The organism is Paenibacillus sp. P3E (assembly GCF_001909045.1).
Classification (GTDB): domain Bacteria; phylum Bacillota; class Bacilli; order Paenibacillales; family Paenibacillaceae; genus Paenibacillus_AQ; species Paenibacillus_AQ helianthi.
Genome location: NZ_LVWH01000070.1, coordinates 56,582 through 78,968, shown reverse-complemented (window position 1 = coordinate 78,968; position 22,387 = coordinate 56,582). Strand labels below are relative to the sequence as shown.

At 53.6% G+C, this 22,387-nt stretch carries 23 protein-coding genes; 4 read left to right on the top strand and 19 right to left on the bottom strand.

What is annotated here, in order from left to right:
• Positions 1–355 precede the first annotated feature (355 nt).
• Complete coding sequence (locus A3842_RS08040) at positions 356–1,399, top strand: M42 family metallopeptidase (protein WP_074101021.1); 1,044 nt, start codon at positions 356–358, stop codon at positions 1,397–1,399.
• Complete coding sequence (locus A3842_RS08035) at positions 1,383–2,213, top strand: hypothetical protein (protein WP_083609519.1); 831 nt, start codon at positions 1,383–1,385, stop codon at positions 2,211–2,213. Before A3842_RS08040 ends, A3842_RS08035 begins: the two co-directional genes overlap by 17 nt.
• A 195-nt stretch (positions 2,214–2,408) precedes the next feature.
• Here A3842_RS08035 and A3842_RS08030 read toward each other — a convergent pair whose 3' ends face one another.
• From A3842_RS08030 to hemE, 10 genes are all read right to left on the bottom strand, one after another.
• Positions 2,409–2,894, bottom strand: coding sequence for a tetratricopeptide repeat protein (locus tag A3842_RS08030; RefSeq protein WP_074101020.1), 486 nt, complete (start codon positions 2,892–2,894; stop codon positions 2,409–2,411).
• Between the two features lie 188 nt (positions 2,895–3,082).
• Entirely contained in the window at positions 3,083–5,008 is a 1,926-nt protein-coding gene (locus A3842_RS08025; RefSeq protein ID WP_074101019.1) for an ABC-F family ATP-binding cassette domain-containing protein, read from the bottom strand.
• Between the two features lie 45 nt (positions 5,009–5,053).
• Positions 5,054–5,659 carry a TetR/AcrR family transcriptional regulator gene (locus A3842_RS08020; protein WP_074086086.1) on the bottom strand — a complete coding sequence of 202 codons (606 nt, stop codon included), beginning with the start codon at positions 5,657–5,659 and terminating at the stop codon, positions 5,054–5,056.
• Positions 5,660–5,733: 74 nt separating this feature from the next.
• Positions 5,734–6,534, bottom strand: coding sequence for a DUF92 domain-containing protein (locus A3842_RS08015; RefSeq protein ID WP_074101032.1), 801 nt, complete (start codon positions 6,532–6,534; stop codon positions 5,734–5,736).
• Between the two features lie 24 nt (positions 6,535–6,558).
• Complete coding sequence (locus A3842_RS08010) at positions 6,559–7,182, bottom strand: fumarylacetoacetate hydrolase family protein (RefSeq protein ID WP_074086085.1); 624 nt, start codon at positions 7,180–7,182, stop codon at positions 6,559–6,561.
• Between the two features lie 40 nt (positions 7,183–7,222).
• Complete coding sequence (locus tag A3842_RS08005) at positions 7,223–7,954, bottom strand: glycerophosphodiester phosphodiesterase (protein WP_074101018.1); 732 nt, start codon at positions 7,952–7,954, stop codon at positions 7,223–7,225.
• 39 nt (positions 7,955–7,993) lie between these two features.
• A complete protein-coding gene (locus A3842_RS08000) occupies positions 7,994–9,316 on the bottom strand; it encodes a CapA family protein (protein ID WP_305953381.1) in 1,323 nt (440 codons plus the stop codon).
• Positions 9,317–9,519: 203 nt separating this feature from the next.
• Positions 9,520–11,010 carry a protoporphyrinogen oxidase gene (hemG, locus tag A3842_RS07995; RefSeq protein WP_074101016.1) on the bottom strand — a complete coding sequence of 497 codons (1,491 nt, stop codon included), beginning with the start codon at positions 11,008–11,010 and terminating at the stop codon, positions 9,520–9,522.
• The gene (gene hemH, locus A3842_RS07990; RefSeq protein WP_074101015.1) at positions 11,007–11,963 is read right to left on the bottom strand and encodes a ferrochelatase; all 957 of its coding nucleotides are present in this window, start codon (positions 11,961–11,963) and stop codon (positions 11,007–11,009) included. The genes hemG and hemH overlap by 4 nt, the downstream gene beginning before the upstream one ends.
• A gap of 46 nt (positions 11,964–12,009) precedes the next feature.
• On the bottom strand, positions 12,010–13,077 hold the full coding sequence (gene hemE, locus A3842_RS07985) for a uroporphyrinogen decarboxylase (RefSeq protein WP_074086080.1): 1,068 nt from the start codon (positions 13,075–13,077) through the stop codon (positions 12,010–12,012).
• A gap of 223 nt (positions 13,078–13,300) precedes the next feature.
• Here hemE and A3842_RS07980 point away from each other — a divergent pair, with 223 nt between their 5' ends.
• Positions 13,301–14,518 (top strand): MFS transporter, encoded by a 1,218-nt coding sequence (locus A3842_RS07980; RefSeq protein ID WP_074101014.1) that lies wholly within the window; start codon positions 13,301–13,303, stop codon positions 14,516–14,518.
• Between the two features lie 19 nt (positions 14,519–14,537).
• Here the strand turns inward: A3842_RS07980 and A3842_RS07975 are convergent, their stop codons facing one another.
• Positions 14,538–15,167, bottom strand: coding sequence for an O-methyltransferase (locus A3842_RS07975; protein WP_074101013.1), 630 nt, complete (start codon positions 15,165–15,167; stop codon positions 14,538–14,540).
• A gap of 193 nt (positions 15,168–15,360) precedes the next feature.
• On the opposite strand from A3842_RS07975, the gene A3842_RS07970 reads away from it, so the two are divergent.
• Positions 15,361–16,500, top strand: coding sequence for a THUMP domain-containing class I SAM-dependent RNA methyltransferase (locus A3842_RS07970; protein ID WP_074101012.1), 1,140 nt, complete (start codon positions 15,361–15,363; stop codon positions 16,498–16,500).
• Between the two features lie 81 nt (positions 16,501–16,581).
• Here A3842_RS07970 and A3842_RS07965 read toward each other — a convergent pair whose 3' ends face one another.
• From A3842_RS07965 to A3842_RS07930, 8 genes are all read right to left on the bottom strand, one after another.
• Entirely contained in the window at positions 16,582–17,406 is an 825-nt protein-coding gene (locus A3842_RS07965; RefSeq protein ID WP_074101011.1) for an aldo/keto reductase, read from the bottom strand.
• Between the two features lie 151 nt (positions 17,407–17,557).
• The gene (locus A3842_RS07960) at positions 17,558–17,797 is read right to left on the bottom strand and encodes a YuzB family protein (protein WP_074086075.1); all 240 of its coding nucleotides are present in this window, start codon (positions 17,795–17,797) and stop codon (positions 17,558–17,560) included.
• A gap of 41 nt (positions 17,798–17,838) precedes the next feature.
• Entirely contained in the window at positions 17,839–18,141 is a 303-nt protein-coding gene (locus tag A3842_RS07955; protein WP_074101010.1) for a HesB/IscA family protein, read from the bottom strand.
• Positions 18,142–18,266: 125 nt separating this feature from the next.
• On the bottom strand, positions 18,267–18,518 hold the full coding sequence (locus tag A3842_RS07950) for a hypothetical protein (RefSeq protein ID WP_074086073.1): 252 nt from the start codon (positions 18,516–18,518) through the stop codon (positions 18,267–18,269).
• Positions 18,519–18,652: 134 nt separating this feature from the next.
• The gene (locus tag A3842_RS07945) at positions 18,653–19,861 is read right to left on the bottom strand and encodes a M14 family metallopeptidase (RefSeq protein ID WP_074101009.1); all 1,209 of its coding nucleotides are present in this window, start codon (positions 19,859–19,861) and stop codon (positions 18,653–18,655) included.
• A gap of 242 nt (positions 19,862–20,103) precedes the next feature.
• A complete protein-coding gene (gene racE, locus A3842_RS07940; RefSeq protein WP_074086071.1) occupies positions 20,104–20,910 on the bottom strand; it encodes a glutamate racemase in 807 nt (268 codons plus the stop codon).
• 223 nt (positions 20,911–21,133) lie between these two features.
• Positions 21,134–21,586: a YtxH domain-containing protein gene (locus A3842_RS07935; RefSeq protein WP_074086070.1), complete on the bottom strand. Its 453-nt coding sequence runs from the start codon at positions 21,584–21,586 to the stop codon at positions 21,134–21,136.
• Positions 21,587–21,689: 103 nt separating this feature from the next.
• A complete protein-coding gene (locus A3842_RS07930) occupies positions 21,690–22,355 on the bottom strand; it encodes a helix-turn-helix transcriptional regulator (RefSeq protein WP_178382024.1) in 666 nt (221 codons plus the stop codon).
• Between the last annotated feature and the right edge of the window lie 32 nt (positions 22,356–22,387).

The following is a 22,387-nucleotide window of genomic DNA, read 5'->3' as shown; positions in this document are numbered from 1 at the left end:
TTGAACTGAGGACACACAAGTTTGAAGAACGCAATGAGTCTCTTAAGGAACAGAAGCTATTTGGAATAAGTATAACTAAATTGGTTGAAGCCCTGGCTTCATGCATCATCATCCCATCCGGCCGCTTTCAGCTGAATTAGCGATACTTTTTCCCACATAGGATACTTCTTAAGCTGAATGGGTTGGATTAGTGAACCTTTTTCCGGCTAAGGCTGAAGTCCCCTTCATCAACTTTCCAAGTTCAATCTATATAGAATGTAGATCCACAGTTTCATAGAAAAGTTATATAAATGACCATAACCCAAATTAGCATGTGCTGATTACATCGCTTATAAAGAACAGGAGGACATTTACCTTGCTTACCATACAACCTAATGAAGAGTACATTCTAACCATTCTCAAAAAATTGCTCGATACTCCCAGCCCCAGCGGCTTCACGACTGCGGCCATGAACCTTGTGGCTGAGGAAACGGCAGCATTGGGTGTACCTTTGAGCTGGAACGAAAAAGGCGGAGTCATTCTGACCGTTCCCGGACTTGATCCTGCACGCACCATCGGTATCAGCGCCCATGTGGACACGCTTGGAGCCATGGTGCGCTCAATCAAACCGAACGGTACGCTGCGTCTAACTTCTGTCGGCGGATTTACTATGAACAGCATCGAAAATGAATATTGCATCATTCACACCCGCACCGGATTAACCTATACCGGCACAATTCTGAGCAGCCATCCTTCAGTCCATGTCTACGCAGATGCGCGTGACTTCAAGCGCTCAGAGGAAAATATGGAGATCCGGATCGACGAGCTGGTCTCCACCAAAGACGATGTCCTGAAGCTCGGCATTGCCGTTGGTGACTTCATCTCCTTCGATGCGCGGGCGGTTATCACACCCAGCGGCTATATCAAATCACGCCATCTGGATGACAAAGCCAGTGTAGCCGCTCTGCTCGGGCTGCTGGAGAGCATCAAACGCGAAGGCTGGAAACCGCTGCATAACCTCTCTCTACTGATCTCCAATTACGAAGAGGTGGGTCACGGTGCTGCCTGGATTCCTGGAGAGATCAGCGAGATGATCGCGGTCGATATGGGTGCCATGGGTGATGATCTAAGCTGTAAGGAGACCGATGTCTCCATCTGCGCCAAGGATTCCTCCGGACCGTATGATTATGCCATGACCGGCCGGCTGATCGAACTGGCGAATGGTCTGGCGATTCCGTTCGCAGTCGATATCTACCCGCAGTACGGCTCCGATGCTTCCGCCGCCCTGCGTGGCGGGAACAATATCCGGGCTGCGCTGATCGGACCGGGCGTACATGCCTCCCACTCCATGGAGCGCACTCACAAGCAGGCTGTGCTGAACACGGCCAAGCTGCTAGCCGCATATGCGGGCGCGAACTGAGGCCGCACTTGCTGGCCTGCAGCGGGCTTCACAGCGCAGGCCATGGCTCACAGCCGCCGTTCTCCTGACGGCGGCTGTTGCTGCTGTGGCGGCTATCGTGATGCTGACGAAGCCGCAACCGAGGGAGGCCTTTCATGGCCTCCCTCACACATACAGCTACCTGCAGGCGGACAGCTCCAGCAAGGTGCAGCTGCATATGATGTCAGTGGCACCTGCTGACATCGTGCTGCGCAGCGCAGGTACGCCGCTGCGCCCGATTGCCGCCTACGGGATTAACGGCGGCTTCTTCTACGGCAGCGACCTGCTGTCGGTGGCGATTCTGAATGACCGCCCGGTGAACGGCGTTCAAGGGGCGTATGGCTCGGGCTGGTTCAACGCCAAATATCCGCGTGGAACGCTGGTATGGGACGGGGCGAGCGGGACGATGTCGGTTCAGGTCGTCTCCTCGGGAGATGACCTGTCCGTCACGGACCGTGGGCATTACTGGGCGCAGGGCGGGATCAGCATGAACCTGCAGCATGAAGAGCTGTGGCAGGCCACGGCAGCCGCAGAGCATCTGCCCTATGCTGACGAGCAGCGGATGCGATCGGGGCTGGTCTACGATGGGGACGGGAAGCTATGGCTGATCGTCACGCCATCGCGCTGTACGGCAGAGGCATTCCGTACAGCCATTCTGGAGACCGTCCCCGGCGAAGAGCGGGAAGGGATCTTCCTCGACGGCGATGGTTCCTCGCAGATGAACGCCGAAGAGGCTGTGCTGACCGGCGACTCGCGCCCGGTCGTACAGATGATTGCCGTGGCAGGCGGCAGCTAGCCTGCCGGGCAGGACCCACCGGATGAAATGACGGATTAGCATCATCAATAGCCAACAGGAGTCTTCTGTTGGCTCGTATAGGCGGACGTTTTTACACAGCCAGGTGTCTACCGGCTGGTGCTGGCGCCCGCTTTTTTATAGTTAGCAGGCAGGTTTCCAAATCACGGAAACCTGCCTGCTTGGATTTCTGAATGCTTATTCCCAAACTTGATCTATTTTGTCCGAATAGTATAGGATAGCATGGCGGTAGCTGCTGATTCCTTCGTTGACAGAAGTCTCCGCAAGCAATGTAAGCAGCAGCTTCATCGCTTCGCTGTGACCGCCCAGATTGTGCAGCGTCATGGCCAGAAAAACCGCAAATTCCTTCTGCTGCGGAAACTCGTGCAGCCCCTGCTCAAGCACTTCCTTGGACAGGGTATATTCCCCCAGTGTTCGATAGGTGCTGCCAAGTCCCAGAAGTGCACCCATGCGCTGCTCGGTGGGCAGGCCCAGTGACAGACTGCGCTCGTAGTAAGGGATGGCCTCCCGTTCGAGGCCCAGCACATCATGCGTCCAGGCCAGCTGATAATGCAGCTCAGCATTCTCTTCATCCCCGCACAGCAGGGCAAGGAGCAGTTCTCTTGCCTCTTCAGCCTTGCCGGCGGTGCGAAGGGCCACCGCGGTTTCAATCGAATAAGTCAATCTCTTCTGCCTCCTCTTTGCGCGGTAAAGCCGCACGCTATACGAAAACACAGCAACCAGGGCAGGAGCTCTGATTGCTGTGCTAGTGTCACAAATTGGTGAGTCATCAAGCATAAAAGCAGGGTAGCCATCTCTGGGATGACGTAAAAATGTCGCTTGGTATCCACAGATTAACGGATACCCGAGTCCTAAGCTTTGCCAGCAATCTTCTCTGCCAGCTCATTCAGATACGTCCAGCGCTCCATCAGGCGCTCCAGCTCAGCTTCTGCCTGCCGCTGCTTCTCCACCAGCTCCTGAAGCTTACCAGAATCTGCAAAGGCTGCTTCCATCTGTACGCTGATGTCCGCCAGAAGCTGCTCCGCCTGCTCAATGGCCCCGTCAATCCCCTCATATTCACGCTGTTCCTTGAAGGTGAATTTCAGCTTTTCTCTGGAAGGAGATGCAGTTGGTGTTGCCTGTCCTTGTTCCGGTGCGGAGCCGCGCTTGCCGGCACTCTCTTCTGCTCCACCAGCCGGGACATTCTTCGCCATCCATTCCTCGTATTCACTGTAGTCCCCTACATGCAGACGAATACTTCCCTGTTCAAAAGCAATCAGCTTATCCACCGTACGGTCCAGAAAAAACCGGTCATGGGATACGGTAAACACTACGCCCGGGAATTCATCCAAATAATCCTCCAGCACGGCAAGTGTCCCGATGTCCAGATCGTTGGTCGGCTCGTCCAGCAGCAGTACATTGGGCGCTCCCATCAGGACGCGCAGCAGATAGAGGCGTCTCTTCTCTCCTCCGGAGAGCTTGGCAATGGGCGTCCACTGCATAGCCGGCGGGAACAGGAACCGTTCCAGCATCTGTCCGGCTGTAATTACACTCCCGTCCGCTGTGCGGATGATCTCCGCTTCTTCTTTTACATACTCTATGGCCCGCATAGTGTCATCCATATCCTGATGCTCCTGGGTGAAGTACCCCAGCTTGACGGTTGCCCCCAGCTGCACCTCTCCGCTGTCCGGCTGAAGCTTGCCGGCAATCAGATTCAGCAGGGTTGATTTGCCGCTGCCGTTCGGACCCACAATGCCAACCCGGTCCTGCGGCACCGCGATATAGGTCAGATCCTTAATCAGTGTCCGTCCATCCATTGATTTGGTAAGATCCTTGATCTCGATGATTTTGCGGCCCAGACGGGTCGAAGCCACGGAAATGTCCAGTGCGCCCGTTGAAGCCGCGCCTTGGCTGTCCTTCAGTTTCTCGTAACGGTCGATTCGGGCCTTCTGCTTGGTCGAACGGGCCTTGGCGCCCCGGCGGATCCAGGCCAGCTCGGTGCGCAGCAGATTCTTGCGCTTCTGCTCCATGGATGCCTCACGTTCCTCGCGCTCAGCCTTCAGCTCCAGGAAGCGCGAATAATTCGCTTCATAACGGTACAGCTGTCCGCCATCCAGCTCCAGCATGACACTCGCTACCCGCTCAAGGAAGTAGCGGTCATGGGTTACCATCAGCAGCGCGCCGCGCCGCTTCTGAAGATATTGCTCCAGCCAGGCTACCGAGTCTGTATCGATATGGTTCGTAGGCTCATCCAGGATCAGCAGCTCAGAAGGTGTAATCAGGGCTGCTGCAAGAGCAACCCGCTTGCGCTGACCACCGGACAGCGTCTCCATGCGCGCATCAAACTGCGTGATGCCAAGCTTTGTCAGCACGGTTTTGGCTTCACTCTCCAGCTGCCACGCCCCGGCGGCGTCTATGGCCTGTCCGATCTGTACCAGCCGGCTCTCCAGGACAGAATCGCCCGGGCTTTTATCCAGAAGAGACAAAGTCTCCATATACTCCCGCATAGTAGCGAGCTCTGGCTCATCCCCGGCAAAAACCTGCTGCAACACGGTATTGTCCGGCTCATACGGAGGATTCTGTGCCAGGTACTGCACCCGCACCGAATTTCCTATGGAAATTTGTCCGTCATCAGCCGTATCCAGACCCGCGATGATCTTCAAAAAAGTAGATTTCCCTGTACCATTCACACCGATAACGCCAATCTTATCCCTGTCATCCATTCCAAACGATGCATCCCGGAACAGTGTTTTTTCCCCATAGCTCTTGGAAAGATGTTCCACGGTCATAATATTCATGCTCTGTCCTCGCTTGCCTTATATTTTAAACCGGATCTGTATTCCTTATTGTCCTGCCGGTAAATCTCCAAGTGAAGCATTCATGTTGGCGACGGCACCGCCGATGAAGAGGCTGGCTGCAAACTTCGTCCGTTTGTGCACGTCCTCTTCCGAGAAAGAGGGGTCAAACAGAATATCCATTTTCAGCCGGTCCAGCATGCCGATGTACGACTTCGCCATCAGCTCCGGCTCGGACGCCCCGCCTTCCAGCAGCACCTTCACTACAGCCTGCATATACTCGTCCATAAAAAGCGCCATGTAGGCTACCAGCTCAGGATTGTTATTCGGCGCCCGAAAAAAAAGCTTCGTGTGCTGCTTGCGCTCGTAATAGTAAAATAAATGATGCTCTGCAATGACAGACAGCTTCCCGGTCAGACTGCCGCTGGCCCGCAGCTTGCCTTCCAGTTGCTGAAGAAAACCTTCACAGTCCCGCCGGGTGACCGCCATGAACAAATCCTCTTTATTTTTGAAATATAAATACACCGTGCCCTTAGCAATCCCTGCACGTTCTGCCACTTCCGACATCTTCGTTTCGTAGAAGCCTCCTGAACCGAAGAGCTCATAAGCGGCATCCAGAATAGCTGTATGTTTGTGAATGGACGCGCTGCTCACCGGTTCACCTCCTTCGATATTGCGAATATAGGTTTATAACTAATATGAAAAGCACAAATATCTGCCGCCTCGCATCATAGCCCGCCGACCAGCAAGGCGGCAAGACCGCCCAGAATGGAGCTGACGGCATTGACTGCATCGTTGTCCATCCAGCGCCAGCCGCGGGCGTACACCGTGGGCTGACCGCAATGCCGCGAGGCTTCCACCTCGCGGCCACATACGGTGCAGCGGTTCATGCGCTGCACCGTTGCCCCCAGGAACGAGTCGGCGAAAGCGCCGACGAGCCCCCCTAGAAGTCCTGCCAGCGTAAGCAGCAGGACGGAGTGCTCAGGCATGCCGGAGGCTGCCCTCAGCAGCCAGGAGGCAGCACCGATCAGGGCGCCGCCTGCAGCGGCAGCCAGGGTGCCCGGCAGCGAGACACCACCCGAGGTGCCGGGCGGCAGAATACGCCCCGTCAGCACAGAGCGGGGCGGCTTCTTGGCGAGGGTGCCAATCTCCGTCGCCCAAGTGTCCGACGTCACGGTCGCCATGACGCCAATGAACAGATATCCCCAGAGCTCCAGGGGAAATATGGCGTTCAAGAGCACCAGCAGCATGCCAAGCCCGCCGTTGGCGAATACCTGGCCGGCGTCCCGGCGTCCTGTTTTGTCATAGGTGGCTTCCAGTTCTGCCTTGTTCTCATGGTGAAGCTTCGAGAGCAGGCTGGAAGAGATGAAGAACAACAGCAAAATCCCAAACCAAAAAGCATTCCCTGCCCCAAAGTAGATCGTCCCCATTGCAACTGCGGCCAGCATCCCGGAAAAGCTGAGCGATTGCTTATAATAGGCCGACCCAGCCACCAGCAAGGCACCGCAGAAGCCGATCACCCATTGCAGTACTTCAAGTCCCATTGGCATATGCTAACCGATGAGGCAGGTGCCCATTAAGCGATCGCCCCAGAACAATTCGAACGAATCGCCTGAAGCCACAGGGCCCACACCTGCCGGGGTACCAGTAAAAATTATATCATCTTTACCCAGCCCGTATCGGGCTGCAATGAACTCTACAATTTTTTGCAGTGAGAAAATCATGTTCTTAATGTTCCCGCGCTGCACCTCCACACCATTCTTACGAACGGTGTAATCCGTCGCTTCCAGCTCATCCGTTTCCGGAAACGCAATATAGGGGGTCAACGGAGCAGCATTCTTGAAGCCTTTGGCGGGCGTCCAGGGCAGACCCTTCTTTTGCAGATCGTTGTGCACATCACGCAGGGTGAAATCCAGCCCCAGGGCCATGACATCTACCAGCTCCTGCACACTCATGCCAGGTACATAGTCCCGAGCAATCCGCAGAACAATCTCACCTTCGTAATGAATCAGTCCGGCATCCTTCGGAAGCTGAATCATAGCCTTGTCGAGGGGAACCGCCGCATGGGAAGGCTTCAGAAAGATCAGCGGCTCCACCGGTACCTTGTTGCCCAGCTCCTCCGCATGTTGCTTGTAGTTTCGTCCAACGCAGTAGATATTGTTAACATCCGCGCACATTCATTCTTCAGCTCTCTTTCCCGTCAATTGTAAGCTTAAGCTATACTTCCAGAAAGGTATCACCCCAAATGTCGGGACGATTCGTACAGATCATGATATCTGAATGCATCGCAGCCAGACGGCGCATTTCTTTTGCCTTATTCACCGTCCAGGCCATCACCCGTACCCCGCGCTCGGCAAGCAGCTTCGCCAGACCCGGATTCAGCCGGTCAAAGCTGATGGATAGAAAGGAGCAGTCCAGCTCCTTCAGCTTCCTCGCCGGGTCGCCAGACCTGGCATCATAGATCAATCCTGTGCGGAAACGCGGGTCCAGTTCCTTGATCCGCTGCAGCGCGCCGGCATCGAACGAGGTCAGAACTACCTCATCACGCATGCCGTGAGTGTTGACAAGATCAATCACGGCTTTTTCCAGCCCGGGATACATGTCACCGTTAGTCTTCAGCTCAATGTTCAATCGCAACCTGCCGGAGGCAAGCTGCAGCACCTCTTCCAGTGAAGGAACGCGTTCTCCGCGAAATGCACGGCCTTTCCAGCTCCCTGCATCCAGACGCCGGACATGTTCATAATCCATATTTTTGACTTTGCCGTGTCCGTTGGTGGTGCGGTCTAGCGAGAAGTCATGAATGACTACGGGGACACCATCTCTGGTAAGCTGAACATCAATCTCCATCCATCGTACAAAAGGGAGTGCAATGGCCATCCTTATGGCAGCAAGGGTGTTCTCCGGAGCTTTTCCGGAAAATCCGCGATGGGCTACACACATATTTTTCATCGTTAGCACCTCCGGCAGAAGTATGGTCTATGCCTGCGCCTACTTGACAACCTCAACTACGCTTCCGTCATTGCCGATCCTCACAAGTCCGGAGGACAGGGATTCCACTTTGTGCAGCAGCAGCTGGCCGTCCACTTCATTCATCGGCACCGGCTGTGCCAGCTCCGCATTCATCGGTCTGAGCTTCATCGAACACTGCCCTTGTGCGCTGCACTCCGCCTGAAACACAGCGGTATCCCAGGTGGCCCGGGTTTGGGAACGGGTGAAAATAAAGTTGCCCGCGCTGTAGGCGATCCATTTGCCCTTATAGGGCTCAATCCCCTGCAGCACATGCGGATGCCCGCCCATGACCAGATCCGCTCCCGCATCTATGAAGCTGTGCCCGAGTGCCTGCTGGACGGAATCATATTGTTCCATCCGTTCTTTGCCCCAATGAACCATTACAATGACCAGATCTGCTTGGGTCCTGGCGGCAGCGATAGCCTTCAGCGCTTCAGCACTGTCATATACTGAAGCCACTCCGGGTTTGCCAGCCTCTGCCTTCCATTCCATCACAGGCATTACACGTGTGAATCCAAGCAAAGCGATACGAATGCCATTTCGCTCAAAATATTTTGCGCCGTATGCCTCGGCTGCGTCCACTCCGCCCCCTACATACGGAATGCCGCGTTTGCTCAAATGTTCAATAGTGTCCAGCAAGCCTTCCTCACCCTGGTCAAGCGTATGATTGTTCGCCAGATTCACCGCATCCACACCAGCAGCCTTCAAGGAATCCAATGCCTTGGGATCTCCCTTGAATACAAACTGCTTATTAGCGGCACCAACCCCTCCGCTGGTGATTGGCGTTTCCAGATTTAGAACAGTCAGATCATCCTTCTTGAACATGCCATCCAGAGCGGTGTAAGAGTAGTCATAGCCTTTTTGCTGCAGGATCTCACCCGCTTTGCCTGAGAAAATGACATCTCCCGCAAAATTCAGCTTCACGGTCTTCCCGGCATTCTCTGGAAGGCCTGAAATTGGGCTGCTTCCGGAATTCTGAGCGGAGCCCTTACCATCGGGATTATCTGTCCCTTCCGGTACCGTGCTTACTTCAGGAGCAAGCGAAGGAACGGGGTCCGTAGGTGCCGGAGTTGTCTGCACAGCCGGTTCAGATGAAGGCTCCAGTTCTGGTGAAGATTCCGGAGTCGGCTGAGAGGATACTGTAGCCTCGGGTACTGCTTCTCCCTGCTCCGGTGATGGAGAACTAAATATTGCTGCAGCCGGCGGGGGATTGTCGCTTGAATCTCGATCGCCCATAAAAGCATAAGTCAGCAGTGCAGCGATCATTAGAAGCAGGCTTGCGTTAATCCATGCCCAAACCATTCTGCGCCGGCGCTTACTGCTTTGCTTGTTATTTTTTCGGGTACGTGAACGCGGCGGATACATGAGTGCAAGTAATCTCCTTTGCCCTAAAATTGTTTCTATTATAGCATAAGTCCAACCCCATCCTCCAAATAGAGAGGCTCACCCAAAGCGGACAAGTAAAAACGGTGAAGCGCGCCTTATGGTGCACTTCACCGTTACGATTAACTCATTACAGCAGCCTGCTCCGGCTGACTTTCGAGGCTTCCGGCAGCATTCTCCGCCGTCAGCTTGGCCTGCTTGATGCAATCCGGCATGCCAATGCCGTCATAGCCTGCGCCAAAAGCATACACTCCAGGCAGCTTCTGTCCGAGCTCGCTGCGCAGTCCGGCAATCCTGGACGGATGTCCCACGGGATATTGCGGCATGGAATGTTTCAACCTTGTAATTTCCGTAAACAGCGGCTTGGCGGAAATACCCATAATCTCCCGCAGGTCCTTGCGCACCAGCTCAGCCAGTCCCTCATCCGGCAAGTCTACATTCTGCTCATCGCCAGACCGGCCCACATAGCATCGCAAAAGGACGCGGTCATCCGGGCTGGTGTGCAGCCATTTCGTGGAGGTCCAGGTACAAGCCGTTATATTACGTCCTTCCTTACGCGGAACCAGAAAGCCGGAACCGTCATATTCAGTCACAATATCCTGCTTCGCAAAAGCCATGACTACATTCGCAACCGATACATAGTTAACATTGTCCAGCGCTGACACATCCACATGCGGACGAAGCAGCTCCGCAGCAGCATAATTCTGCACGGTGACGTAGATATCATCCGCCGTCAGCCGCTCCCCGTTATCCAATACTACTTCATAACGAGGTGCAGGCACGGTTTCCGAAGTCTGTGAAGCCCAAACTGAGGACTCTGTTCCGCTTAAGGCCTTTATGGCTGTAACTCCCATTCCCGTCCGCTGCTCGACATCATGCAGTTCATGAATCAAGGCATGGACGAGACTCTGGAGACCTTTACGGAAGGTGAGAAAAGCGCTTTTTTTGGTGCCTGTATGCGTTTCAGCCGGTTTCCGTCCCGTCGTCATCCCGCGAATGAGGCTTCCGTACCGCCGCTCTACTTCACCGAATTGCGGAAACGTAGCCTGCAGGCTGATCTTGCGCATATCTCCGGCATAAATGCCGGCAAGCAGCGGCTCAGTCATATTCTCCAGAACTTCTGTCCCCAGCCGCCGTTCGATCAAATCACCTAACGATTCATCCTCAGAGCTGCGCCGCGGCGGAATGATGAAATCCATCATCGCCCTCATTTTGCCGCCAAAAGTGACGAGACCGCTCTTCAGAAACGGCTTGAGCTCTGTGGGAATACCCAACACAAGACCGGCTGGCATGGGATGCAGCTTGCCACGCTGTAGTATGTACGTCTTCTTGGCATTAGGGTTCGTGGTTACCAGCTCATGATCGATTCCTAATTCTTTCGCCAGCTCGCTCATAGCCGTCTTGCGGGCCAGAAAAGAGTCTGGTCCCTTCTCAATCACAAAACCCTCGCGGTGCAGCGTTTCTATCTTGCCGCCAAGGCTCCCTTCCTTCTCGACCAAAACGATATCCGGCTGTATCCCGGCTTCCCGGTAATATTTGCGGACATAAAAAGCGGCGCTGAGGCCGCTGAGGCCTCCGCCGATAATCACTACTTTACGGGCAGTGCCAGTCATGATCGGCCCACCTTCAGCCCTATGGTCTTGGTGCGCACTACATCACTCAGCACAGACATATACGCAGGGTCACTGTTGAGCGAATCAATACGCATCAGCCGCATATCCAGCTCAGAAGCCAAAGCCTGCGCTTCAATATCCAGGTCATACAGCACCTCCAAATGGTCGGAGACAAATCCAACCGGAGCAACCAGCACATATTTCACCTGCGCCTCACTAAGCTCATGCAGCGTCACCAGTATGTCCGGTCCAAGCCATGGCTCGGCTGTACGGCCGGCGCTTTGCCAGGTGAACTGCCAGGAGCTGACTCCCGCCAGCTTGGCGACAGCTTCAGAGGTGGCCAGCAGCTGGTCACGGTAGGGATCTCCCATCGACAGAATACGCTCAGGCAGACTATGTGCACTGAACAAGACTCGCACCTCTTCACGCACCGCACCTGCTTCCTCAAACAGGTCCAGCTTGGCCGACACTCTGCGGCTAAGAACATCGATCAGCTCCGGATGAAGGTGATAACTCTCCACGAATGCCATTTCGATTCCACTTGCCTCAGCCTTTTCCTTGGCACGTTTGATATAGGTACCTACACTCATGAAGGAATAATGCGGCGCGAGCACAATGCCCACAGCATGGGTAATTCCATCCCGGACCATCGCTTCTACACCGTCCTCAATAAAAGGGTGTGCATGCTTGAGCCCCTGATAGCAGACATATTCTACTTCTTCACCGGTATGACCGCTGTTCAGCGCGGCTTGCAGCGCTTCCACTTGACGGTCCGTGTTCTCCCGCAGCGGAAAAACCCCGCCGACTATAGCTTCATAGCGGTCCTTCAATTCCTTCAATTGCTCCGGAGACGGCGCATTGCCCCGTCGGATATGCGTATAATAGGCTTCTACCCCTTCCAGACTTTCAGGAGTGCCGTAAGACATAACGAGTACACCAATTTTGGTAGTCATGGATTCCATCCCTTTCTGCGGATAATAGGCGCAACAGGTGATCTGATTATAATGAAAGACGAGGGGTTGGGGTTTTCTTCAGAACCTCGCGGGAATAGTCGTGGATATATTCCGTCAGTTCCTTTAGCGTGTCCAAAGATGCCTCGGGAAATAATCCATGCCCCAAATTAAAAATGTAACCCGGCTCAAGCATGCCTTCATCTATAATCGCCTTGGCCCGTTCCTTGAGCAGATCCATCGGAGCCGTCAGCAGATAAGGGTCCAAATTGCCTTGAACCGCAAACCCGCCGCCGGTGCGCTGTCTGCCTTCCGTAATGCTGACGCGCCAGTCGAGTCCGATTACATCCGCCTGAAGATTCCTCAGGCTTGACAGCAGCTCTCCTGAGCTGACACCAGGGAAATAAATCTTCGGCACATCAAGATCCGAAAGCCCGGCAAAAATACGGGAAATGGTCGGCAGCACGTAGTGCTCGAAATCAAGTGGTGCGAGTGCACCTACCCAGCTGTCGAATAGCTGAACGGCTTTGCCTCCGCTGGCTACATGGGCACGCAAATAAGCGATCACCATATCGCCAAGCTTATCCATCAGCTTGAACCATACCTTAGGCTGGCTGTACATTAGCTCCTTGGTGCGGTGGTAGCTCTTTGAAGGCCTGCCTTCGATCAAATAGCTGGCAATGGTGAAGGGTGCTCCCGCGAAAGTAATCAGCGGCACTTCCAGCTCTTTGTCCAGAATGGCAATGGTCTTCAGGATGTGGCTGAGGTCTCCTTCCACATCAATAGGCTTCAGGCGGTCTACATCGGCAGCACTGCGGATCGGGTTCTCAATAACGGGGCCGATGTTCTTCACGATATCGAACTTTATCCCCAGCGAAGCTACCGGATTCATAATATCAGAGTACAATATGGCTGCATCCACGCCCAGCTTGCGTACAGGCATCATAGTGACCTCCGCTGCCAGCTCCGGCTGCCCGCAAATTTCGAGCAGCGAGTAATTTTCTTTAATTTTACGGTATTCGGGATCATACCGGCCAGCTTGCCGCATGTACCATACGGGAATGTGCTCCGTGTCTTGCTTCCTGCAGGCGCGGATAAAAGTGTCATTGTAGGTCATGATAAGATCTCCATTAGTTGATAGAATGTGGTAACGCTTATCCTTTATTATGCTCTTTTTAAAAGTTCGGAACAACCGCCGAACCCGCGAGGTAATGACAATCCCATGACATTACTATGACAAGTGTTGCATCAACAATCCCTGAAACTATGATATACTGATTGAATGTCTTTTTTTGAGAGCTCGTGAATCTTTGAATCCCTTGAAAGGAAGTGAAAGCACTTTGAAGAATTGGGAGACCTGGAAAGTCAACCTCATTGTGCTTTGGTTCGGTCAATTTCTGGTTAATGCCGGTATGACCATGATTACCCCATTCCTGTCCCTGTATCTGGCTAAAGACCTGGGAGTTCATGGGGATGCGCTAGGGATGTGGGCCGGACTTATTTTTGCAGCTAACTTTATGACCTCATTCCTGTTCCAGCCGCTGTGGGGCAAGCTGGCCGACAAATACGGACGCAAAATCATGCTGTTGCGCTCCAGCTTTGGCATGGCGATAGTTATAGTGCTGATGGGCTTTGCCCAGACACCTATGCAACTGCTGCTGCTCCGTCTGCTCAACGGAACGATCTCCGGATTCAATCCGGCTTCCATCGCACTTGTTTCGGGCAATACCCCGAAAGCCCGCATGGGCTTTGCCATGGGGCTGATGCAGTCCGGCTCGGTGGCCGGGACCATTCTCGGTCCGCTGATCGGCGGGGCTCTGGCCGACTGGATCGGGTACCGCCCGATCTTTTATATCGTGGGCGCCTTATTATTTGCCGCATCCCTGCTGGCATTATTTCTCGTGAAAGAGAAGTTCGACCGGGCCGAAGCTGCTCAGGTCCCGCAGATTTCTGTCTTTGCAGGCTTCAAGGAGCTGTCCAAGGTCCCGCAGCTTCCTGCATTGTTCGGTGTAACATTTCTCCTGCAGTTTGCCATGATCGCCCCGATGACCCTGCTTCCGCTCTATGTAGAGAAGCTGCATGGCACCGCCGTGGACATTGCCTTCTGGGCAGGAGTCGTCAGCGCGGTTACGGGCGTGTCCAACATGCTGGCATCACCTGTACTCGGCAAGCTGAGCGATAAGGTTGGCGCTCATCGGATTCTTACCTACGCCCTGATCGGCGCTGCATTGTTTATCATTCCGCAGGCTTTTGTGACAACCGTCTGGCAGCTGGTTGTCGTCCGTTTTCTCATGGGTGTCTTCATGGGCGGCCTGCTGCCGAGCGTCAACGCTCTCATCCGCTCCTATACGCCTGACGGCAAGGAGAGCCGGGCCTTCGGTTTCAACAGCAGCATGCTGGCTCTTGGGAACATGCTTGGAGCAGTTATCGGCGGCTTTCTGTCCGGCTATATCGGCATTGAAGGATTATTCCTCATCTCCGGCGGCTTCCTGCTGGTCAATACGGTATGGGTACGGCTGAAGCTGTACAAAGACACAGCGCCGCGATTATTCCGCTGATAAGTCCAGCGGCTGCATGCTATTTGACAATCGCCAGTGCCAGGCCATCGTAGGCGGGGAGCAGTGTACTTGTCAGCCGTTCATCACTGGCAATCATCTCATTGAAGCGGCGCATAGCCTGTACGGCAGGTCCGTTCTTCTCTGTATTCAAAGTGCGTCCGCGCAGAAAAATATTATCTCCGGCGATTACCGCACCCGGTGATGCGAGCTTGATGGCATATTCCAGATAATTCGGATAGTTCTCCTTATCGGCATCAATAAAGAAGAAATCAAAGGTCCGTCCCTCCGCTTCCAGCAGCTTCAGACTGTCCAGCGCAGGGCCGAGCTTGTATTCTACGGCTTCACCGAATCCGGCCTCTTCCAGGTGCCGTCCGGCAAGCTCTGCATATTCGGCTTTCAGTTCCAGCGAGGTCAGCCGCCCCCCGTTTTGGAGTCCGCGGCAGAGGCAGATACCGCTATACCCGCCGAGTGCCCCAATCTCCAAAATACGGGTAGAGCGGGACATCGCAACCAGCATAGTCAGCATTCGTCCATATCCGGGCGCGATGGACACCTCGGGCATACCGCTCTCCTTAATAGCCTGCTTCACCTTAAGCAGGAGCATATCCTCTGTATATAATTGTTCACTATATTCTTCTTGATGGGGCATATGTATTCTCCTTTGTGGTTAGTACTGTTCCTAGAACATCAAGCGGGCAGAATACGGCAGGACGGGCATTGTGCTGCGTCCATCATTCCCCTATACTTGATAAGCAAGCCGTATGAGGACTACCGGAAGCACCGCTTCCCTTATTGTAAAGGTTATATGTATTCATCCACAAGTTAAACGGAGTTGAGCGAATTTGGGCAAATTACAATTGATTGCTACCGCCCCCATGGGGCTGGAAGCTGTTGTAGCACGTGAATTAAACGAACTGGGTTATGAGACTACGGTCGAGAATGGCCGGGTATTGTTCAGTGGAGATTACATCGATATCTGCCGCTGTAATCTTTGGCTCAGGACTTCTGACCGTGTTTTAGTGAAAATGGGCCAGTTCCCGGCCAAAACCTTCGACGAGCTGTTTGAAGGCGTGAAAGCCATTGAGTGGCAGGACTGGATTCCCGAAAACGGAGAATTCCCTGTAGAAGGAAGGTCGCATAAATCCCAGCTTACCAGCGTACCTGCCTGTCAGGGCATTGTCAAGAAAGCTATTGTCGAAAAGCTGAAGCTATCCTATCATACCGAATGGTTCCCCGAAAACGGCCCACGGTATGTGGTAGAAGTGATTCTTCTAAATGATACCGCTCTGATTACGCTGGATACCACCGGTCCTGCGCTGCACAAACGCGGATACCGCCGCCAGGCAACGGAAGCACCGCTGAAGGAAACCATGGCTGCCGCGCTGATCCAGATCAGCCGCTGGAACGGCCACCGTCCGCTGTATGATCCATGTTGCGGCTCCGGCACGCTCCTGATTGAAGCGGCGATGATTGCCTGGAATATTGCGCCAGGCCTGCGGCGCTCATTTCCATCCGAACATTGGCCGGAAATCCCGCAGCGTCTCTGGGAAGAAGCACGCGAGGAAGCCTTTGACGCTGTCCGCGACGACTATCCGCTGCAGCTGACCGGCACAGACATCGATCCCGCAGCGATTGAAATCGCCGAAGCCAATGCCAAGAGTGCCGGACTTGCCGGCGAGATCACATTTCAGGCTATAGCTGCCGCTAAGGCCAGACCGCAAGGCGAATACGGCTGCATCATCACCAATCCCCCTTATGGGGAACGGATCAGTAATGACAAGGAAGTGGAGAAGCTCACCCGCCAATTCGGTGAAATGATGCTGTATCTTCCGACATGGTCCTTTTTCGCCATCAGCCCCTATAAGGAATTCGAACAATTCTACGGACGCAAGGCGGACAAACGGCGCAAGCTGTACAACGGTCGTATCGAGTGCCAGTATTATCAATACCTGGGCCCCCTCCCTCCGCGCAATCCGCAATAAACCAGCATACAGGCAGGCAACACCACTCTGCAAAAATAATAAACGGACATTTCCCAATAAGGAATATGTCCGTTTTTGTATTTAGAATAGCACCTTGTCCGGATCGGAGCCCACTCGCTCACCGGCATCCAGTCCGCTGATGGCAGCCAGCTCATCCGCCGACAGCTCGAAATCGAAGATTTCGCTGTTTTCCTTAATTCTCGATGCAGTTACCGATTTCGGGATGATCACGATTCCGTTCTGCAGCCCCCACCGTAAAATAACCTGGGATACCGTCTTGCTGTGCTTGCCTGCAATTCCTTGCAGCAGCTCATTATCCTGCAGTCTGCCCTTCATCAGAGGGGCCCAGGCTTCAATCTGAATAGAGCGGCTGGCGCAGTAGTCATGCAGCTCCTTTTGGATAAAACGCGGATGCAGCTCCACCTGGTTCACCGCAGGCACTGTTTCACTATCCTTACGCAATTCTTCCAGATGGTGAATCTGGAAATTGCTCACACCTATTGCCCGGACGCGGCCTTCAGCATACAGCCGTTCCAGTGCACGCCAGGTAGCTTTATATTTATCCGTGCCCGGCCAGTGGATCAAATAGAGATCAATGATGTCCAGACCCAGTTTTTTGCTGCTGATTTCGAAGGCTCTTAATGTCTCATCGTAGCCTTGATCGGAATTCCATACCTTTGTCGTGACGAAAAGATTATCCCGCGCAATGCCGCTGGCAGCTATCGAGCGGCCCACCTCTTCCTCATTGCCATAGACCGCAGCGGTATCAATACTCCGGTAGCCCAGCTCCAGCGCAGTTGCAACAGCCTGGGCTACCTCTTCGCCCTCTGCCTTGTAAGTACCCAGTCCAAACCGGGGCATGACAATCCCGTTATTCAGAATCGTTCCATCGGCAATATGCTTCATTGGCTCCATTACCTCCTATGTATCTATCTGATTTTGAGAACCTCACCATTATATCATGGGCCTCCGCGCAAACCCAAACACGCAGGATAGGGGCGGAAAAAGCAAAAAAACCCCCGCTTCTCTCAGCGGAGGTGATGCTGCAACACTGTGCCTAGTCCTTAGTAACCGGCTGTTTGACAAATGCCTCGGCTTTGGCCAGCACCTCATCTTCAGTAGGGGCACTGACATACCGTCCGTTAATATAGACAAACGGCCGCTTGCCGCAAGGGCCGCAATAGGAGATGCACCCGGTTTTGATCTCGGCGTCCGGCGCCATCTTGCGCAGCTTGGGGAGGATACTTTTCATCTTGATATGATTACATTCGTCACAAATACGTATATCGTTAGCCATGGAGCAACCCTTCTTTATGTCCGTAAAATACGGGCGAACACTTAGTGATCGCCAAGATTTCCTTTAGACGGATTAGTGATAACAAAACCTTCTTCTGGGAAGTACAGATAATCGATCTTCACACCGTCCAGCAACGGCTGGTTCGGGTCAAGAATTACATCAATTTCTTTATCCGTGGATACGATAACATCGTTTTCCTTAGGCGTGTCCAGGTCAAGGCCGTAGTGAGCATGATCGCCGTGCGCATGTGTAATAGCTACGCGCAGCTTCAACTCGCTGTTGCCTTCAAGTTCCATCGTTTTCTTTATCACTTTAGCCGCATTGCGGGTAATTTTGACGTTCATCCTCATCCATCTCCCAGGCATCTATAGTTTAAATACTCAATAATTTATTTTAAGGAAATCAGCCCGTAAAAGCAACCATAATGGCGAAATAGATCCGGATGAGGCGGGGAAAATTCTCTAAACCTTCATCTTCCAGTCTCCAGAGCCGGGTATTTGCGTTCCATCCGCGAGACGAACCAGCCCATGAGCAGCATCGTTACACCAATATCATCAATCGGCAGAAATGGCATGAAATCAGGCAGCACCCAATATAAGATTACCGGTATTGTGAATAGCAGCTTGTCCGGCATTGCCACATTCGGAGAGATGACATACTGCCAGGAGCTGCGGAATATATGGGACCATTGCTTAAGCGACAGCAGTTTTCTCAGTTTCATATGGGTCCTCCTAAAAGTTTTGTATGCGGCAGCCTCATCAAAAAAAAGGATCCAGCCGCGAAGCGCATCTAGGAATGACTGCGGCCGTACCCTTTGCTGGTATATTACGCAAATTTGCAGGAATTGTTTCATTTTTATTTGAAATTTGAAAGAATGGCTGCTAAAACAAGACCGGTCTCCAGTGCCATATCCTCAAAATCAGCCAGCGGAAGCGGATTTTTGCCACTCCCCAGCTCCACGGTGAAGCCGGGCCGGCGAAAGCGCTGAATGAACCAATCCTTGTATCCGGCATCACTGCCGTTCAATTCAACCGCCCTATAGCCGCTGGCTGCCGCGAGCAGGGTTGCCAGCGCCTTGCTCTCCGGAGGCTCATAGCCCCGGTAATTCCAGTAGATCTCACCTCCCTGGCTGTGCAGTGATACGGCCGCATCGCCGGGAACCTTCTCCGCCAGCTGCGCCAGGGCAGCAGCTTCCGGCTCACTTAATGGAGCCCTTCCGCTGTAATCACGCGGTCCTGGACCTGACACGGCCCGCCGATTCCGCTCCTCCTCCCAATGGGCGGGAAACTGGTCTCCGAGATCCACCCCGCGGATGTTGGCCTTCCAGTGACGGAAGCTGCGCCGTCCACCGTTCCATGTTCTCAGCTCATCGTAATAGGGATGACCAGGCCATCCCCCTTCCTGAACCAGCTCCACCCCGTCGGGATTAGCCATGGGCACAGCCCATAATGTCCAGTTGTTGTACCACGCTCCAGGATTATGGCCATTCCAGTCCTCGCCTGCAGCATAGGCCGCCGCATACTGCTCAACAAAAGACATAAGACAGGGCGATGTCAGCCATTCATTCGCATGCAGTGACGCATTGACGTGAAGATGGCGCGGCCCGCTGCCAATCCGCAGCAGATGGAGCGGCTTACCCAGAATGCTGGTGCCTATACTTTCAGCATGGAGAAAAGGATATTTGATGAGCAGCTTTCGAATATCCTCTTCCATGTCCGCAGGTCCGTACTCCCCGCGCAGAAACACAACCGTTTGAGGTGCTGCCTCAGGAATGACCAACACTTTGCCGGGTGAACACCCGTAGGCCCAATTCACGCCCGGATTCAGCTTTTCAAGTTCCCCTACACCCACTCCAAACCAGGCGGAAATACTCAAGGCATCATCGCCCTCCTGCACAACATAGCGTTTGCGCGGAGCAGAAGGCAGATATAAAACCTGCCCCGGGTATAAATACGGCTGCTTCCCTGCCCATGGATTTCCTTGTATCACGTGCTCCGGTGTAAGTCCATGCCTCGCGGCAATCCGGTGAACAGTGTCTCCCTTGCGGGCAATATACTGCTGCATATGTCTCATCCTCCCGGCCCTCTAGTTAGTGTCATCCAATGCCATCAGCCGGAAAGTTCACGGGAGACATTCGGACACAGCCCACTAATCCATTCTATGCAGACTGTGCTGTCCACCATGAAATTTTTGATGAGCCAGATGCAGCAAAAGACCGGAACATTTGCTGTCCCGGCCTCAAGTTTCAGTTCTAAAATCACCCCTGAATCAGGGGTTTGTCCCTAATCAACTCACTGCTGCGATTCTTAGAGCGAAGACACCTGCCATACCACGGGCGTGCGCTTTATCTGCTCCCCGAGCCAATCCCGGGCGATCCGCTGGAACATCTCCGCATCTCCACTGCAGAAGAACTGGTGGATTGGGCTTTCGTCCCCGCTGGACAGCTTTCCTTTGTCATACAGGATCGTGCTAATCTCTCTTGCGGTCTCGTCCGCCGAGCTGATCAGCTTCACCCCCGGTCCCATCACCTTGCCTATGGGTTCTACCAGGAACGGGTAATGGGTACAGCCCAGAATCAGCGTGTCGATGGGCTCGTATTTGATGCCATTGAGCGATTCCGCCACTGCGATATGACTCTCCTCCGAACGGAACATGCCTTGCTCCACAAAGGGGACAAGCGCCGGACAGGCCTGGCTGACCACCTGAACGAACGGGGAGAGCTGCTTCAGAGCAGCGGTGTAGGCGCCACTCTTGATTGTGCCCACAGTGCCAATGACACCCACCTGCCCTGTTTTACTTGCGCTTATGGCTGCACGTGCGCCGGGATGGATGACGCCGATAACGGGAATAGATACTTTCGCTGAGATATAGTCAAGTGCGGCCGCAGTTGCTGTATTGCAGGCAATAACAATCATTTTTGGATTAAATTGAATTAAATAGTCCACAATCTGTTCGGTGAACATTTTCACTTCTTCTGTCGAACGGGGTCCGTACGGGGCCCTTGCGGTGTCGCCAAAATAAATGATCTTCTCCCGCGGGAGCTGTCTCATCACTTCCTTGACAACTGTTAGTCCCCCTACACCTGAGTCTAGTATTGCGATAGCTTGCTGCACGAACACACCGCTTCCTTTTTACTTGTTTTGTGTAGCTTATGTAGAGCAAAAACAAAATGTACCTGGGCTTCAGCCCCAATTGCAGATAATACTCCAATTTGCGGGACAGTTCAAGAGCCGCCCTCCGCCGGAATGCGAAAAGCGGCTCATGGCCGGGAGGTACAAGTATGATTGATGGCGTGAACCATGTGAATTTTTTTTTGAAAAGGTGATATCCGCCCGCCTAGGCGATGCTGCTGCCATCTTTGTCATTTTCGGTGTCATCTTCCAAAGCCGCTTCGGCATCGGATTCAGCATCCAGCACATCCAGCTCTACCAGCTCATCAAGCTCTTCACCAGCTTCATCATAAATGATGCCAGTCTCTTCACCTTCAGCAACAATACCGCTTACTGCAGCCTTCTCCTCTTCATCGGCACAGGTATATTGCTTGCTCCATTCCTTGACTTCAGTGACGACAGTGAGGGCAGCGTCTTTGGTTTTGCTGTACAGCTCCGTGCTTTTTTCACTTACCGTTCCGGCAACTTCCTGCACTTTATCTAGGGCTCCAGCAGTTCCTTCCGCAATGTCCTTGCGCAGCTCCTTGCCTGGCTTAGGGGCGAACAGCAAAGCCGTTACAGAACCTACCACAGTACCTGCAAGAATACCCCACAGCAAGCTTTTGTTGTCTTTTTTCATCTTTCATCTCTCCCTTGGATTCGTTTTGAGCCTCTGCCCGGCCATCCGGGCTATCGCCTAGTTCTGCTACATCATAAGCAAAGAGAGTTTGTCTTGTGACAGATTATCCGCTCATTTCCGAAGTTTTGTCTTTCTTAAGGGGCGCTATGGCATACCGGCAGCTCTGACCGCCTTCAGCCATACATTCCGTTCGGGTAACCTTCGCGCTCAGCAGTTCCTCGAACAGCCCCTGTTCACACTGGCATGCCTTGCGGTATTGGGTTGCAACCTGGCGGATCGGACAGTTGTACTCCTGCATCACAAATGTGCCGTCCTCTTCCCGGTTCCACTCGGCCATATAGCCGCCTGCATTCTGAATGGAGGATAGCTCGGCAACCCGTTCCTCCAGATCACGGTTCTCCATCATGGGTGAATACTGGGCCAGCATACGCCTTTTACGGCCTTCAAACAGCACATTAACCGCATCCAGCCCACTTCCGTGATCCAGCTCACGCAGCAGCTCCAGTGCCAGATTATGATAGTTTTTGGGAAAATGGTCTTCTGCCCGCTCTGTCAGCGAATACACATGCAGCGGACGACCCATCGCCTGGCGGACGACCTTGGTTTTGGCCAGCGATTCCTGCTCCAGCTGCAGTACATGCCGGCGGACGCCCATTTCGGTTATTCCCAGTTCCTCCGCGAGCGCACCGATCGTCAGCGGGCCTTTCATCTTCAGGAGCGTCATAATCATGCGCCTCGTAGATCCGCTTTCCTGCCCCTTCTTCATCATCAAGGACCCCTTCCTTTCACAGCTGACGCCTG

Coding starts and splice junctions, on each gene's coding strand:
- A3842_RS08035 (WP_083609519.1), top strand. CDS start 1,383: ATGCGGGCGCGAACTGAGGCCGCACTTGCTGGCCTGCAGCGGGCTTCA.
- A3842_RS08025 (WP_074101019.1), bottom strand. CDS start 5,008: ATGAATATTATGACCGTGGAACATCTTTCCAAGAGCTATGGGGAAAAA.
- A3842_RS08010 (WP_074086085.1), bottom strand. CDS start 7,182: ATGTGCGCGGATGTTAACAATATCTACTGCGTTGGACGAAACTACAAG.
- A3842_RS08005 (WP_074101018.1), bottom strand. CDS start 7,954: ATGAAAAATATGTGTGTAGCCCATCGCGGATTTTCCGGAAAAGCTCCG.
- A3842_RS08000 (WP_305953381.1), bottom strand. CDS start 9,316: ATGGTTTGGGCATGGATTAACGCAAGCCTGCTTCTAATGATCGCTGCA.
- hemG (WP_074101016.1), bottom strand. CDS start 11,010: ATGACTGGCACTGCCCGTAAAGTAGTGATTATCGGCGGAGGCCTCAGC.
- hemH (WP_074101015.1), bottom strand. CDS start 11,963: ATGACTACCAAAATTGGTGTACTCGTTATGTCTTACGGCACTCCTGAA.
- hemE (WP_074086080.1), bottom strand. CDS start 13,077: ATGACCTACAATGACACTTTTATCCGCGCCTGCAGGAAGCAAGACACG.
- A3842_RS07975 (WP_074101013.1), bottom strand. CDS start 15,167: ATGCCCCATCAAGAAGAATATAGTGAACAATTATATACAGAGGATATG.
- A3842_RS07965 (WP_074101011.1), bottom strand. CDS start 17,406: ATGAAGCATATTGCCGATGGAACGATTCTGAATAACGGGATTGTCATG.
- A3842_RS07960 (WP_074086075.1), bottom strand. CDS start 17,797: ATGGCTAACGATATACGTATTTGTGACGAATGTAATCATATCAAGATG.
- A3842_RS07955 (WP_074101010.1), bottom strand. CDS start 18,141: ATGAACGTCAAAATTACCCGCAATGCGGCTAAAGTGATAAAGAAAACG.
- A3842_RS07950 (WP_074086073.1), bottom strand. CDS start 18,518: ATGAAACTGAGAAAACTGCTGTCGCTTAAGCAATGGTCCCATATATTC.
- A3842_RS07945 (WP_074101009.1), bottom strand. CDS start 19,861: ATGCAGCAGTATATTGCCCGCAAGGGAGACACTGTTCACCGGATTGCC.
- A3842_RS07935 (WP_074086070.1), bottom strand. CDS start 21,586: ATGAAAAAAGACAACAAAAGCTTGCTGTGGGGTATTCTTGCAGGTACT.
- A3842_RS07930 (WP_178382024.1), bottom strand. CDS start 22,355: ATGATGAAGAAGGGGCAGGAAAGCGGATCTACGAGGCGCATGATTATG.